The organism is Streptomyces sp. NPDC053474 (assembly GCF_044544845.1).
Lineage (GTDB): Bacteria > Actinomycetota > Actinomycetes > Streptomycetales > Streptomycetaceae > Streptomyces.
The window spans coordinates 39,131-51,822 of the sequence record NZ_JBITXV010000006.1 but is presented as its reverse complement, the minus strand read 5'-3'; the positions used below and the strand labels follow the sequence as shown (position 1 = coordinate 51,822).

Annotated in this window: 12 protein-coding genes and 1 pseudogene; 11 read left to right on the top strand and 2 right to left on the bottom strand. The window is 74.9% G+C overall.

Going from position 1 to position 12,692, the window contains the following annotated elements:
- Positions 1 to 7 precede the first annotated feature (7 nt).
- The 9 genes from ACIG3E_RS15625 (at position 8) to ACIG3E_RS15585 (ending at position 6,369) form a co-directional block, all read left to right on the top strand.
- On the top strand, positions 8 to 580 hold the full coding sequence (locus ACIG3E_RS15625) for a phage tail protein (RefSeq protein ID WP_399615939.1): 573 nt from the start codon (positions 8 to 10) through the stop codon (positions 578 to 580).
- A gap of 28 nt (positions 581 to 608) precedes the next feature.
- A complete protein-coding gene (locus ACIG3E_RS15620; protein ID WP_399615937.1) occupies positions 609 to 896 on the top strand; it encodes a hypothetical protein in 288 nt (95 codons plus the stop codon).
- Between the two features lie 65 nt (positions 897 to 961).
- Positions 962 to 1,282 (top strand): hypothetical protein, encoded by a 321-nt coding sequence (locus ACIG3E_RS15615; protein ID WP_399616757.1) that lies wholly within the window; start codon positions 962 to 964, stop codon positions 1,280 to 1,282.
- A 30-nt stretch (positions 1,283 to 1,312) separates the two neighbouring features.
- Entirely contained in the window at positions 1,313 to 1,804 is a 492-nt protein-coding gene (locus ACIG3E_RS15610; RefSeq protein ID WP_399615935.1) for a hypothetical protein, read from the top strand.
- Positions 1,805 to 1,837: 33 nt separating this feature from the next.
- On the top strand, positions 1,838 to 3,013 hold the full coding sequence (locus tag ACIG3E_RS15605; protein WP_399615933.1) for a hypothetical protein: 1,176 nt from the start codon (positions 1,838 to 1,840) through the stop codon (positions 3,011 to 3,013).
- A 9-nt stretch (positions 3,014 to 3,022) separates the two neighbouring features.
- Positions 3,023 to 3,997: a phage distal tail protein gene (locus ACIG3E_RS15600; RefSeq protein ID WP_399615931.1), complete on the top strand. Its 975-nt coding sequence runs from the start codon at positions 3,023 to 3,025 to the stop codon at positions 3,995 to 3,997.
- A 49-nt stretch (positions 3,998 to 4,046) separates the two neighbouring features.
- Positions 4,047 to 5,081 (top strand): hypothetical protein, encoded by a 1,035-nt coding sequence (locus ACIG3E_RS15595; RefSeq protein ID WP_399615928.1) that lies wholly within the window; start codon positions 4,047 to 4,049, stop codon positions 5,079 to 5,081.
- Positions 5,082 to 5,086: 5 nt separating this feature from the next.
- Positions 5,087 to 6,196, top strand: coding sequence for a hypothetical protein (locus tag ACIG3E_RS15590; RefSeq protein WP_399615926.1), 1,110 nt, complete (start codon positions 5,087 to 5,089; stop codon positions 6,194 to 6,196).
- The gene (locus tag ACIG3E_RS15585; protein ID WP_399615924.1) at positions 6,196 to 6,369 is read left to right on the top strand and encodes a hypothetical protein; all 174 of its coding nucleotides are present in this window, start codon (positions 6,196 to 6,198) and stop codon (positions 6,367 to 6,369) included. Before ACIG3E_RS15590 ends, ACIG3E_RS15585 begins: the two co-directional genes overlap by 1 nt.
- Here ACIG3E_RS15585 and ACIG3E_RS15580 read toward each other — a convergent pair.
- Complete coding sequence (locus tag ACIG3E_RS15580) at positions 6,366 to 7,745, bottom strand: FAD-dependent oxidoreductase (RefSeq protein ID WP_399615922.1); 1,380 nt, start codon at positions 7,743 to 7,745, stop codon at positions 6,366 to 6,368. The two genes, ACIG3E_RS15585 and ACIG3E_RS15580, sit on opposite strands and share 4 nt — an antisense overlap.
- A 174-nt stretch (positions 7,746 to 7,919) precedes the next feature.
- Here ACIG3E_RS15580 and ACIG3E_RS15575 point away from each other — a divergent pair, with 174 nt between their 5' ends.
- Positions 7,920 to 8,351: a PPOX class F420-dependent oxidoreductase gene (locus tag ACIG3E_RS15575; protein ID WP_399615920.1), complete on the top strand. Its 432-nt coding sequence runs from the start codon at positions 7,920 to 7,922 to the stop codon at positions 8,349 to 8,351.
- Positions 8,352 to 8,547: 196 nt separating this feature from the next.
- Positions 8,548 to 11,439: an ATP-binding protein gene (locus tag ACIG3E_RS15570; RefSeq protein ID WP_399615918.1), complete on the top strand. Its 2,892-nt coding sequence runs from the start codon at positions 8,548 to 8,550 to the stop codon at positions 11,437 to 11,439.
- 64 nt (positions 11,440 to 11,503) lie between these two features.
- Here the strand turns inward: ACIG3E_RS15570 and ACIG3E_RS15565 are convergent.
- Positions 11,504 to 12,430 (bottom strand): annotated as a pseudogene (locus ACIG3E_RS15565) (chitinase); the annotation flags it as partial.
- Positions 12,431 to 12,692 lie beyond the last annotated feature (262 nt).

Here is a 12,692-nt window from a genome sequence, read left to right as displayed (position 1 = left end):
AGTCAGCATGCCCGGAATGAACCCCAACGAGATCCGTGTCGCCGGTACGGGACGCATCCTCACCGCACCGCTCGGCACCGCGATCCCCGCCGACGTGACCGCCAACTGGGCGGCGGGCTGGCGGGACCTGGGCTACACCACCACCGACGGCATCCGCTTCAACAAGAAGGACAAGATCGACCCGGTGGACACCTGGCAGTCCGTCAGCCCCGCCCGCTTCGTGTACTCCGACCGCGACCTCACGGTGAAGTTCGCGCTGCTCCAGCTGAACGAGGACACGCTGCCGTTCTTCTTCGGCGGCGACGGCGTCACCGAGACCGCCGAGGGCTCCAAGCTCTACACGTACAAGGTGGCCGCCGAGCCCAGGAAGGACGAGCGGATGCTCGGCGTGGAGTTCTCCGACGGCGACGTCATCAAGTACCGCTTCACCATCGCCCGCGGCCAGGTCACCGAGACCGAGGAGCTCCAGCTCACCCGCACCGCGTCGGTCAAGCTCGGCATCACCTTCACGGCCCTGGCCGTCGACAACACCGCCGCCCTCGCCACCTGGATCATGAACGACCCCGCCTTCGCGAAGTAGCCGCCGCCCCAGCAGACCGAGGAGCCGCATGCCCTTCAACGTCAACGCCGCCCGCGCCCAGCGGCTCGAATCGCTGGGCCTGACATGGGAGTTCGAGGTGGACGGCGAGACGTTCTCGCTGCCCACGGAGATCCCGCGCCGGGCCGCCCAGGCCCTCGCCGCCCTCGCCGACGACGACCTGGACGGGCTGCTCGCGCTGCTCCTCGGCGACGAGCAGTACAAGCGGCTCGCCGACCACGACCTGAGCGTGCAGGACGTGGCCGCCGTCCTCAACGCGTACGGGGAGGAGACCGGCCTGAGCGTGGGGGAAGGCTGAGCCTCGGCGCGCTCGTGGAGGAGCACGCCGAGGCCCTGGAGGCGGATCTGCTGCGCCACTACGGCGTGGACCTGCTCGGCTGGTACCGCGGCGAGCTGTCGTCGCGGCGGCTCGCGGTACTCGTGCGGCACCTGCCGCGGGACAGCGCGTTCCGCCTGGCGCACGAGGGCGAGGCGGCCGGGTGGTCGCTGGGCGACCAGCTGCTCGCCGCCGTGGTCGACCATCTGGCCGTCGCGAACTGGATGTTCGCGTGCGTCAACCGGGACGAGGACGAGGCCCCGCCCCAGCCGCCGCAGCCGGTGCCGCGCCCCGGCGCGGAAGCGGCCGCGCAGACACCCGCGGCCGACGCCCCCGGGGCCGCCGACCTGGCCCGCTTCTTCGGGTGACAGACCACCGACCGAGCCACGGAGAACCCCATGCCGAGCGTCGACGACCGCCTGAACCAGCTGGAGAAGGAACACCAGTCGTTCGTCTGGAAGCTGGAGCGCGGCCTGGCGAAGGTCGACGCGGTCGCCACGGTCACCGAAGTCACCGCGATGAAGAAGGAGTTCGCGGCCGTGACCGGCAGCGTCAAGCTGGCCAGCTTCGACTTCAACCTCCTCGAACACCTCCAGAAGAACCTCCAGGAGCAGCGGGACCGCGCCGCCGGGCTGCGGCCCGAGGACCTCAAGGCGTCCCTCACGGACACCCGCAGGGCCGTCGGCCGCGCCTTCGACGCCGCTCACGCGGCGCGCCGTGACGCCGCCAGGGCGCTCCGGCGCCTGGACGCCCTGGGGCGCAGGGCCACGACCAGCACCCCTGCGTCCCAACGGGCCACCTTGGCCAACACCGGCAGCTTCACCGAAGCGGCCGCCCAGATCAACCGGTTGGAGGCGCGCATCGACAGTCTCGTCCGCGCCCTCGGCTGACGCGCCCGACGTCCCCTCAGGAGGCAGGCACCCATGTCCCTCGTCCAAGCACTCAACCGCTCCGCCTCCGGCTTCCGCGGTCTGCGGACCGGCGCGGGGCAGGCCGAGTCCGGCGTCGGCAGGCTGCGGGCCACCGTGGAGCAGGCGGACCGGGCCGTCGGCAGGATCAAGGGCGGCCTCGACCGCACGGCCCAGTCGCTGCGCGGGGTCAAGACGCAGGCGGACGCCGCGGCGCGCAGCGCGGGCCGGGCCGACCGGGCCATGGACGGCGCGGGGAAGTCGGCCACGCGCGGCGGCGGCCTGATGGGGCGGATGAAGTCCGGCCTCCAAGGCGTCACCGGCGCGCAGCGCGGCCTGAACACCGCCATGAAGGCGAACGTCTTCGGGGCGGTCATGGCGCTCCTCATGCCGCTGATCACCAAGCTCATCGACATGGCGATGCAGTCCAAGACCGTGCAGCGGATCGTGCGGACGGCGTTCCGGATCATCGGCCAGGCCATCGGCACGACCATGCGCGTGGCCCGGCAGGTCGTACAGACGACGTGGAACGCCATCAAGGTCGCCTTCCAGGTGGTCCTGAGGGTGATCTGGACCGTCGTGAAGACGTACTTCACGATCTACAAGACCATCATCACGACCGTGATCCGCGCCGTCCTCGCCGTGATCAGGCCCGCCCTCGACTTCCTCCGGGAGCGCCTACCGGCCGCGTTCCGCGCGGTGCGCGACGGGCTGCACCGGGCGTGGAACGGCCTCGCCGGTTTCACCCGAGGCGTCTTCACCAGCGTGCTCGGGGCCGTGAAGGGGCCCATCAACGCGGTGATCGGCCTGGTCAACAACGCGATCCGGGCGCTCAACCAGGTCAAGGTGTCCATCCCGGGCTGGGTGCCGGGCGTCGGCGGCAGGACCTTCGGCGTCAACCTGCCGACGATCCCGACGCTCGCGCGGGGCGGCATCGTGCTGCCGCGCGCGGGCGGCACGCTCGCCCTGCTCGGCGAGGCCGGGCAGGCCGAGGCCGTGCTGCCGCTGAGCAGGCTCGACGCGCTGCTCGCCCGGGGCCTGCGGCCCGGCGCGGGGGCGCCGGGCGCGCTCGCTCCCCGGCCCCGGGGCCCCGGCGGCCCCGTCGTGATCGAGCACTACCACGAAGCCCGCGGCGGCAGCGCCCGGCAGACCGCCGAGGAGCTGATGTTCCTGATGAAGGCCAGGGGGTGAGGTGAGCGGATGACCACGCGACCGACGTACGGCCACCGCGGCCACGGCGCCGCCGACGGCACGCGGGCGGCCGACGGAGCCCGGGCGGCCGACGGCGAGCCCGGGGCGCTGATCACCACGGACGGGCAGCTGCAGTGGGCGCGGCTCCTGCTCGGCCCCGGCACCGACTTCTGGATCGCCGCCGAGGGGCTCACCGGCTGGGAGGAGCTGCCGGGCCTGGAGTCGTCCGACGCCAACCGCCCGGCCGGGCACGGCGGTTGGCCCGGTACGCAGTGGGCGCAGCCGCGCACGGTCACCGCGCAGGTGTGGCTGGCGCCGGACCCGGACGGCGGCCCCGAAGCGGCCCTCGCCGCGCTGCGGGCGCTGCGCTCCGCCACCGCCGTGCGCGACGACGAGCAGTGGCTCGCGGTGCGCATCCACGGCGAGACGCTGGCCGTCAGGGCGCGCGTCGTCCAGCGCGTGGTGCCCACGGACCGGCAGTTCCTCGCCACCCGCCTGGCCAAGGCGACGCTCCAGTGGAAGGCCATGGACCCCCGGCGCTACGCGAGCGTCGCGCGCCGCGCCACGGTCGGCCTGCCGCGCCGCGAGCCGGGCCTGACCTGGCCGCTGGCCTGGCCCCTGAACTGGGGCACCCCGGGCGCCGTCGGCGAGGTGACGGTGGAGAACACGGGCAGCGCCCCCGCCCATCCGCTGATCTCCGTCACCGGTCCGTGCGCCGTCCCGCGCCTGGCCCTGCACGACGACGGCACCTGGCTGGAGTACGGGCTCACCCTGTCCTCCGGCGACGTCCTGGAGATCGACACGGCCGACGGGACGGTGCTGCTCAACGGCACCGCGTCCCGCCGCCACACCGCGACCGTGGGCAGCGCCCCCGAGGAGCTGTTCACCCTCGCCCCCGGCGCGAACCGGCTGTCCTTCCGGGCCGAGTCGGGGGACGCGGACCTGGCGTCGGCGACCGTCGCCTGGCGCTCGGCCGAGTGGTGAGGCCCGCCGTCGGCGCCCGACCCCCCGTCCGCCACCCTTGGAGTGCTCGATGACGATACGTTCCGCATGGCATCTGCCCACCGGGCAGACCCGGGAGGACACGCGGCTCGCCGCGAGCCTCGGCATGGCCTCGTCCGGTCCGCTGACCGCGCGCGGCGGCTGCGCCTTCGGCGGGCTCCAGCTGTCCGGCACGGCCGCCGCCAGCATGCAGGCCCGCCTGTCCCCCGGCCGGCTGTGGGTGCCCGGCACCTCCGCGGCCGCCCAGGGCGGCTACCCGGTGACCGTGGACGCCGACACGCTGCTCACCTTCGCCGACGGCCACGCCACGCTGCCGCGCGTCGACGCGCTCGTGGTGCGCGTGTACGACGCGGACTACGACGCCTCCGGCCGCTACGAGGTCGTCCTGGAGATCGTCCAGGGCACCCCCGCGGGCGCCCCGGTGCCGCCCGCCCTGCCCAAGAGCGCCGAGCTCCTGTACGAGGTGTCGGTGCCCGCGGGCGCCTCGGCGGCGCGGGGCATCACCTGGGCCACGGCGGTCGCCGACCGGCGCCGCTACGCCGCCGCGCTCGGCGGCATCCTGCCCGCCGGGGGCGGCTTCGGCGCCCAGGGCACCCACGTCGGCCAGTACCGGGACGCGGGCGGCCGCCTGGAGCGCTGGGACGGCGGCCAGTGGCAGAAGTACATCCCCGACGCCATGCTCACGCGCAGCTCGACCCTGGGGAACACCACGTCGCAGACGTACACCGAGGCGCTGGCCGGTGCCAGTCCCCTCGTCGCCACGTTCGTCGCCCCGTCGTCGACCTGGGTGCACATCGCGATCGGGGCCCGCGCCGCGAGCGACAACGGCGGCGGCGCGTACCTCTCCGTGACCGTGCGGCCCAAGGCGGGCGGCGCCGACCTCAGCACGGCGTCCGACGACCGGGCCGCCGTCTACACCGGCGCGGGCTCGGCCTCCGTGTACACCAGCTTCGCGCTGGGCCGCCTCACCCCGGGCGTCGAGTACACGGCCACCGCCGCGTACCGCACGGGCACCACCAAGGCGTACTTCGACAGCCGCTTCGTCCGCGTCGACCCGGTCGCCTGACCGCCGTGGACAGCCCCTACCTCGCGTACTTCGCCGACCTGCGCACCGACACGCCCCTCGACGTACTGCCGCTCCAGGGCCTGGAGTTCGACGACTACATCGGCAGGCCGGGCTCGCTGAGCGCCACCCTGCCGGTGCCCAACCGCCGCGTGGCGCGGCGGGTCCAGCAGATCGTGGAGGGGCGCACGGCCGTCTACCTCGAACGCGGCGACCAGATCTGCTGGGGCGGCATCGTCTGGACGCTCACCCCGGCCATGGACGAGCAGGGCCAGGTCAGCGTCGCGCTCCAGGCCGCCACCTTCGACTCGTACGCGGCCCGCCGCCGCATCCGGCAGAACCTGACGTTCACCGACACCGACGACCTCACCGTCGTGCGCCGCCTGTGGGAGCACATCCAGGCCGCGCCCGGCGGTGACATCGGCGTCGGCTACGCGCCCGCGCCGCCCGGCACCCGGCGCACGGTGGCCTACCAGGACGGCGACGAGACCCCCGTGGACGACGCGATCGCCCAACTCGCCGCCATGGAGCCCGGGTTCGAGTACCTGGTGAGCGTCTACCGCGATCCGGCGACCGGGCGGCGCGCCCGGCGGCTGCTCTTCGGCTCCCCGCGCATCCACCTCGGCGAGGGCACCACGGTCCTCGACCTGCCCGGCGACGTGCTCACGTACTCCTTCCCCCGGGACGCCACCCGCGGCGGTACGACCGCGCGCGCCCGCGGCGGCACCCCCGAGGGGGCCCAACGCCCGGTCCAGTCGGACGAGTTCGTGGCGCAGGGCCTCATCGACGCCGGGTTCCCCCGCGTCGACACCACCTCCGACCACAGCAACGTCACCGACAAGGCGGCCCTGAACGCCCTCGCGCGCGCCGAACTCGGCGCGCTCGCGGGGCCGGTGGTGATCCCGGCCGTCCGGGTCCGCCTGGACGCGGACACCACGCCCGCGCTGCTCGGCACGACCGTGCGGCTGCGGATCCGCGACGTGTGGTTCGCCGAGGGCCTCGACGCGACCTACCGCGTCATCGGCGTCAAGGTCACCGCGCCCGAGCGGGGCCGCGCCGAGACCGCGGAGCTCTTCCTGGAAAGCCCGCTCGGCCCGACAGCTACGGAGGGCGACTGATGCCGAATCTCCCCGAGGACATCGTGGACCGCATCAAGAACCTGGAACGGCAGGTGCGCCAGCTCACCGCCTACGTCAACACACGGGCGGCGGCCCCGGCACGGGCCCAGGACCCGGCGGCCGAGGAGAGCGGGGCGCGCCCGGCCGGACCCGACCCGTCGGACAGGCCCTAGCCCGCGCGCCCCCGCCGCGTGAGCGCGTGGCGGACCACCTTGGCCAGGACCGCGGGGTGGAACAGCAGGGAGGGCGGCGCCGTCATGTTCAGGACGCGGACGAACCGGGCCCACACGCCCGGGTCGTGGACGGCGAGGGCGAAGACGCGCTGGTTGTACCAGTGGGCCAAGCGCGCGGGCAGCGGCTGCTTGCCCGGGGCCCACATGAGGTCGGAGCTGCTGGCCATGGTCCAGGGGACCTGGATGACCCGGGCCGCCGCGCGCTGGTAGGCGCGGCTGAGCCCGTCGAGCCCGGACGCGTGCGTGCGGCGGTGGCGCAGCAGACGGCCGAGGAGCTCCGCTTCGAGCGCGGCGACCGTGAGGCCCTGGCCGTACACCGGGTTGAACACGCAGACCGCGTCCCCGACGGCGATGAGGCGCTCGGGCCAGCGGGGGTTCTTGTGGTGCAGGCGCCACTCGTTGCCGGGGTTGGTGTAGCGGTGGATCTCGCCCTCCCTGGTGCCGCGCTTGATCTGCTCGGCCAGGCGCGGATTGCCCAGGGACCGGGCGAAGTCGAGATAGCCCTCGTCATCGGTGGGCGGCACGTGCCGGTCGACGCCGAACAGCGAGCACATCCAGCGGTCGCGCTCCACGGCGAGCACCACGCCGCCGCGCGGCACGCCGGGCGCGAAGGCCATCTGGTACGCGACGTCGAAGTCCCGCTCGTCCCCCGGCGGGCGGGCGTAGCACGCGGACGTGTAGGTGATCTTCGCCTTCACGACGGCCGTGTCGGAGACCGGGAGGCCCGCCTCGGTGAGCCAGCGGTCGACCGCCGTGGAGCGGCCGGAGGCGTCCACGACCAGGTCGGCGGCGACCTCGGTGGCCGCGTCGGCGCCGCGGGCGCGGTAGCGGACCCGGTCCAGGCGGTCCGGGGCGCTGCCCGTCACCGTCTCGCAGGACGTCGCGGCGAGCAGCCGCACGGCCGGGAGCTCCGCCACGCGCTGCCGCAGCCGCCGCTCCAGCTCGTCGCGGGTGAAGGTCTGGATGGACACGCCGACCGGGTCGGGCGGCGCGTAGCCGGTCGGCAGCAGGAAGCTGATCCGCTCGCCGTAGTCGAAGACGGGCGCGCCCAGGTCGGCGAGTTCCGCCCGCAGGCCGGGGAACAGCTCCTCCAGGACCTCGCCGCCCTGGGCGAGGAGCGCGTGCGCGTGGTAGCCCTGCGGGACGCCCGGGTGCACCCCGCTGTCCGGCCGCAGCGCGTCGCGCTCCAGGACGAGCACCTCGGCGAAGTGGTCGGCCAGGACCCGCGCGGTGACCAGACCGGCGTGCCCGCCGCCGACGACGACGGCCCGGCCCCAGCTGGTGTCGGACGACGGGCTGCGCTTGCTCTCGGCCATGGCGGGGTCCGTTCCTCTCGGGGCGGCTGCGCTGACACTTCATCCCGTGCGACCGGGGCGATCAAGTCCGGGCGGGGAGCGCACGGAAGCACACCGCGTCACGCGCCCGGCGTTCCGCAAGGCCCTCACTCCCGGCAGGAATAGACAACCCCCTCCCGCGCCTTGGCTTCAGACATGACTGACACCCCCTTCGACCCGCGCACACTGCTCGCGGAGAGCCGTCTCGGCGTCCTCGCCACGATCAAGTCGGACGGCCGCCCCCAACTCTCCCCCGTCATGCCCTCCTACGACCAGGAGGCCGACGTCGTCCACGTGTCGATGACCGAGGGGCGGGCCAAGACGGCCAACCTGCGCCGGGATCCGCGCGCCGCGCTGGAGGTCACCAGCCCCGACGGCCGGTCGTGGGCCACCGCCGAGGGCACCGTGACCCTCACCGGGCCGGGCACCGACCCGTACGGCCCCGAGGTCGAGGCGCTGGTCCGCTACTACCGCGCGGCGGCGGGCGAGCACCCGGACTGGGACGAGTACCGCGCGGTGATGGTCGCCGACCGCAGGGTCCTGATGACGATGCCGGTCAGCCACGTGTACGGCGAGAGGCTCGGCTGACGCGGGCGCGCACCCGGCGGCAGGGCGCGGCGGCGGTCGCCTGGTCCGCCCCAGGGGCCCGCGGGAGCCCCAGGGGTCGCGCGGTGGTGGGCGTGCTCTTGCTAGGCGCACGCCTTCGGCATAACTTCACGCTGTCACCGTGGTGTCGCGCCCGTCGCCCTCGTGTGCGCCACGGTCCCCACAGGCCGGAGTCCCCATGACCGCCTCCCTCCTGCGCACCCCGGAAGCGCCCGTCCTGGTCGGCCGGGCGGCGGAGTTGCGCGCGCTGACCGGCGCGGTGGCGCGCCCGCCGGCGGTGGCCCTGGTCGAGGGCGAGGCCGGGATCGGCAAGACCCGGCTGATCCGCGAGGCCCTGCGCCACCTCGGCGGGCGCGGCCGCCGCGTCCTGACGGGCAGTTGCCGCCCGCTGCGCGAGCCCTTCCCGTACGGGCCGGTCATCGACCTGCTGCGCCCGCTGGCCGCGGGCGGGCTGCCCGCCGCGCTCGACCCGGTCTGCGGGGCGCTGTGCCCCTACCTGCCGGAACTCGCCGGGCGGCTGCCGCCCGCCCCCGAGCCGCTGCCCGAGCCGCGGGCCCACCGGCACCGGCTCTTCCGGGCCGTGCGGGCGCTGCTGGCCGCGCTCGGCCCGGCCATCCTGGTCGTGGAGGACCTGCACTGGGCCGACGACGGCACCCGGGACCTGCTGCGGTTCCTGGTGGACGACCCGCCAGGCGCCCTGTCGGTGGTCCTCAGCTACCGCCGCGAGGAACTGCCGGGCGCGCGGCTGCCGTTGGGGCGCGCCTATCACCACCCGCCGGGCACCACGGCGGTCGTCGTCCCGCTGCGGCCCCTGGACGTGGCCGCCGTGCGCGCCATGTGCGCGGCCCTCACCGGCACCGAGGAGGCCTCCGCGGCCCTGGCCGCCGAACTGCACCGGCGAACCGCGGGCATCCCGTTCGTGGTGGAGGAGGTCGTGCGCGCGCTGCCGGAGACCGTGCGGCACGCGCCGCGCGCGGGGCGCGAGGCGCTGGACGGCCTTACGGTGCCCACGCCGCTCCAGGAGGCCATCGCCGACCGGATGAGCGTGCTCTCGCCCGGGGCGAGTGCCGCCGTGCACGCCGCCTGCGTGCTGCGCGTCCCCGCGGGCGAGGAGCTGATCGCGAACGTCGTGCGCGGCACGGCCGGGCTGCCCGCCACGGCCGCGGACGCGGCGGGCGTACGGGAGGCGCTGCTCGCCGGTGTGCTGTACGAGTGGGGCGACGACCAGTACGGACTGCGGCACGCCCTCGCCCAGCAGGCCGTCTACGCGAGCCTGCCGGGGCCCGACCGGCACCGCCTGCACCGGCAGGCGGTGCGCGCCCTGGCGGCGCAGGACCCGCAGCCCCTGGTCCAGCTCGCGTACCACGCCCGCAGGGCCGGGGAGCTCGCGCGCTGGCAGCACTACGGCGAGGCCGCGGCGGCCTCGGCGCGCGCGATGGGCGACCTGGCCCTGGCCGTGGAGCTCCTGGAGGAGCTGCTGTCCGACGGCCGCCTGGGCCGGATGGCGTGCGCCCGCATCGCCGTGGACCTCAGCCGGGACGCGGTGGTCGGGCTCACCCACCGCAGGGCGACGGCGCTGCTGTGCCGCATCGTGCGCGACCAGCACCTGCCCGAGGGCCTGCGCGGCGAGATCCGGCTCCATCTGGGCCTGTTGCTCTACAACCAGGCGGGGCGGCACGAGGAGGGCCGGATCAACACCGAGTGGGCGATCAGGGAGCTGCGCCGCCGTCCCGCCCTCGCGGCGCGCGGCATGGCCGCCCTGGCCATGCCCGCCTGGGGCGACCACCCCTACCACGTCTACGAGCGCTGGATCGAGCAGGCCGAGGACCTCGCGGCCCGGGAGCCGGGCCCGGCGGCGTCCACCGCCGTGCGGGCCAACCGGCTCGCGCTCGCCATGTACGTGGGCGACCCGGCGGTCTGGGAGCACGCGGAGCGCCTCATCGACGCGGCCGGGCCCGGGGGCGACCGCCGTCAGGTCGCCCGCGCCTGCGGCAACTTCGCGGACGCCGCGACCTGTCTGGGCCACTTCCGCGCGGCCCACCGCTTCCGCAGGCTGGGGCGGCGCCTGGCCGCCGAGTGCGGTGCCGCGTTCCTGTCGGGCATCGTGGAGGGCACCGCGCTGCGCCTGGACTGGTACGAGGGCCGCTGGCAGGGCCTCGCCGAACGGGCCCGGCACGTCCTGGACGTGATGCCGGGCGTCTCGGGCATCGCGGCCGACGCCCACCTCGTCCTCGGCCTCCTGGCCTCCGCGCGCGGCGAGTGGGACGAGGCCGCGGCCGAGCTGGGGGCCGCCGGGCTCGCCGCCCCGCACAACGCCCCGGGACCCGTCCTCGCCACCGCGTCCGGCGCGATGGCCCGGCTGCTCCAGGCCCGCGGCGACGGCGCGGAGGCGCGCATCGAGGCCGAGCGGGGCATCGCCAGGATCCGCCGCAAGGGCATCTGGTCCTGGGCGGGCGACCTGGCGCCGATGGCGGTGGCGGCGCTGGTGCGCGGCGGCCGCTTCGCGGACGCGGAGCGGGTCACCGCCGAGCTGGCCGACGGCATCGCGGGCCGGGACGCTCCGCTGGCCGCCGCCGCGCTCCTGGCCTGTCGTGGCTCCCTGGCCCTCGGCCGCGGCCGCCCCGAGGAGGCCGCGGCGGCCTTCGACCGGGCCCGGACCGCGTACGCCGTCCTGCCGCTGCCCTACGCGGCGGCCCGCGCGGGCGAGGCGGCGGCGCGCTGCCGTCTGGCCGCGGGCGACAGTCAGGCCGCGGAGCAACTGGCGGCGATGGCCGAGCGGTTCACCGGCCTCGGCGCCACCCGGGACGCGGCCCGCTGCCGCCGGGTGCTGCGCGGCCACAACGTGCCGCTGCCGTCCCGGCGCGGCCGCCGGGGCTACGGCGACGAGCTCTCGCCCCGGGAGCGGGAGGTCGCCCGGCTCGTCGCGCTCGGGCACACCAACCGGGAGATCGCCGACGTGCTGTTCCTCTCCCCGCGCACCGTCGAGCAGCACGTCGCGAAGGTGCTGCGCAAGCTGCGCGTCAGCTCACGGGCCGAGGTCCACCGGCAGGGGCGCGCGCTCGCGCCCTGACGGCCGCGTCGGCTCTCCCTGAGCGGTCCGGGAGAGCCGACGCGTCCTCGGGCAGGGCCGGTGGTCAGCCGGTGAAGCCCGCGGTGATGGAGGTGAACTGCCACGAGGGCCGGTCGCGGTTGACCGCCCAGAAGGCGAACCGGCCGATGTGGTGGGCGTTGGACCAGTCGCGGATCTGGGTCCAGATCTGGGGCGTGGTGACCTCGCCCGTGTCGCTGCTGCCGTTCATGCCCGAGATGCCGATGTGGGCGTAGGCCTCCGCGTCGGACCAGCCGTACACGGACGCGAGCTTGGCCTTGAGGCCTTCGGTGGCCTTGATGGTGTTGCCGTACATGTCGGCTTGGCCGCCGAAGTTGAACGGCATGATCGTGAAGTTGTCGATGTCCGCCTGCAGGGCCTTGGACCGCTCGATGAGGCGGTTGCCCCAGGAGTTGGGCCCGGTGTTGAGCGTCGGGAAGGTGAGGATCGTCCTGAGGCCCGGGTTGTTCTGCTTGACGATCTTCAGGGCGCCCAGGATCCGGTCCTGGACCGCCGGGCTCTCGAATTCGTCGGTGTTCTCGATGTCGACGTCGACCGCCTTGAGCCGGTAGGCGTCGATGACCTTCTGGTACGCGCCCGCCAGGGCCTGCGGGGTGGAGCAGTTGGGGCCGAGCTTGTTGCCGCTCCAGCCGCCGATGGAGGGGACGATGTCCCCGCCCGCCGCGCGGATGGACTTGATGGTGGTCTCGTCCACGCTGCCGGTGAGGGGGCGCTGGCTGTCCCAGGCGGGGTTGCAGCCGCCCCGGGCGAGGATGAAGGCCATGGTGAACCACTTGATGCCGGTGGCCCGCATCACGTCGGTGGCGCTGGGCGGGTTGCCCCAGCCCAGGTAGAGGTAGGGCGCGGCCTGGACGAAGGGCGCGCGCCCCGCGTCCGCCGCGGGGGCGTCGGCCGCCCGTGCCGGAGCGGCCAGGGCGGCGAGCGGGACGACCAGGCTGACGAGCGCCGTGGTGACCCGTCGGGGAAGGCGTCTGCGTGTGGGGGATCTCAAGGGGTCTCCCTCGAGTGTCGGTTCCGGATGGGTGGTGCGGACGGCGCGTCCGGACACTGCCGCCCGTCGCTCATGAGCCCGTGGGCCGCGGCACCGCTGGGGCTCGCTCGGAGGTTATTGGCATGTACCAATCCGGTCAATAGGTCTGGACCACGTGCCGCGCCCCGGTTTTCTGCGTACCCCTACCTACCGATACCCGGATTGTTCTCACCAGCACTTCCGC

What these genes read in the sequence shown, in the direction of transcription:
- ACIG3E_RS15605 (WP_399615933.1), top strand. Translation starts at nt 1,838, where the DNA reads ATGTCCCTCGTCCAAGCACTCAACCGCTCCGCCTCCGGCTTCCGCGGT.
- ACIG3E_RS15570 (WP_399615918.1), top strand. Translation starts at nt 8,548, where the DNA reads ATGACCGCCTCCCTCCTGCGCACCCCGGAAGCGCCCGTCCTGGTCGGC.
- ACIG3E_RS15610 (WP_399615935.1), top strand. Translation starts at nt 1,313, where the DNA reads ATGCCGAGCGTCGACGACCGCCTGAACCAGCTGGAGAAGGAACACCAG.
- ACIG3E_RS15625 (WP_399615939.1), top strand. Translation starts at nt 8, where the DNA reads ATGCCCGGAATGAACCCCAACGAGATCCGTGTCGCCGGTACGGGACGC.
- ACIG3E_RS15580 (WP_399615922.1), bottom strand. Translation starts at nt 7,745, where the DNA reads ATGGCCGAGAGCAAGCGCAGCCCGTCGTCCGACACCAGCTGGGGCCGG.
- ACIG3E_RS15600 (WP_399615931.1), top strand. Translation starts at nt 3,023, where the DNA reads ATGACCACGCGACCGACGTACGGCCACCGCGGCCACGGCGCCGCCGAC.
- ACIG3E_RS15595 (WP_399615928.1), top strand. Translation starts at nt 4,047, where the DNA reads ATGACGATACGTTCCGCATGGCATCTGCCCACCGGGCAGACCCGGGAG.
- ACIG3E_RS15620 (WP_399615937.1), top strand. Translation starts at nt 609, where the DNA reads ATGCCCTTCAACGTCAACGCCGCCCGCGCCCAGCGGCTCGAATCGCTG.
- ACIG3E_RS15585 (WP_399615924.1), top strand. Translation starts at nt 6,196, where the DNA reads ATGCCGAATCTCCCCGAGGACATCGTGGACCGCATCAAGAACCTGGAA.
- ACIG3E_RS15575 (WP_399615920.1), top strand. Translation starts at nt 7,920, where the DNA reads ATGACTGACACCCCCTTCGACCCGCGCACACTGCTCGCGGAGAGCCGT.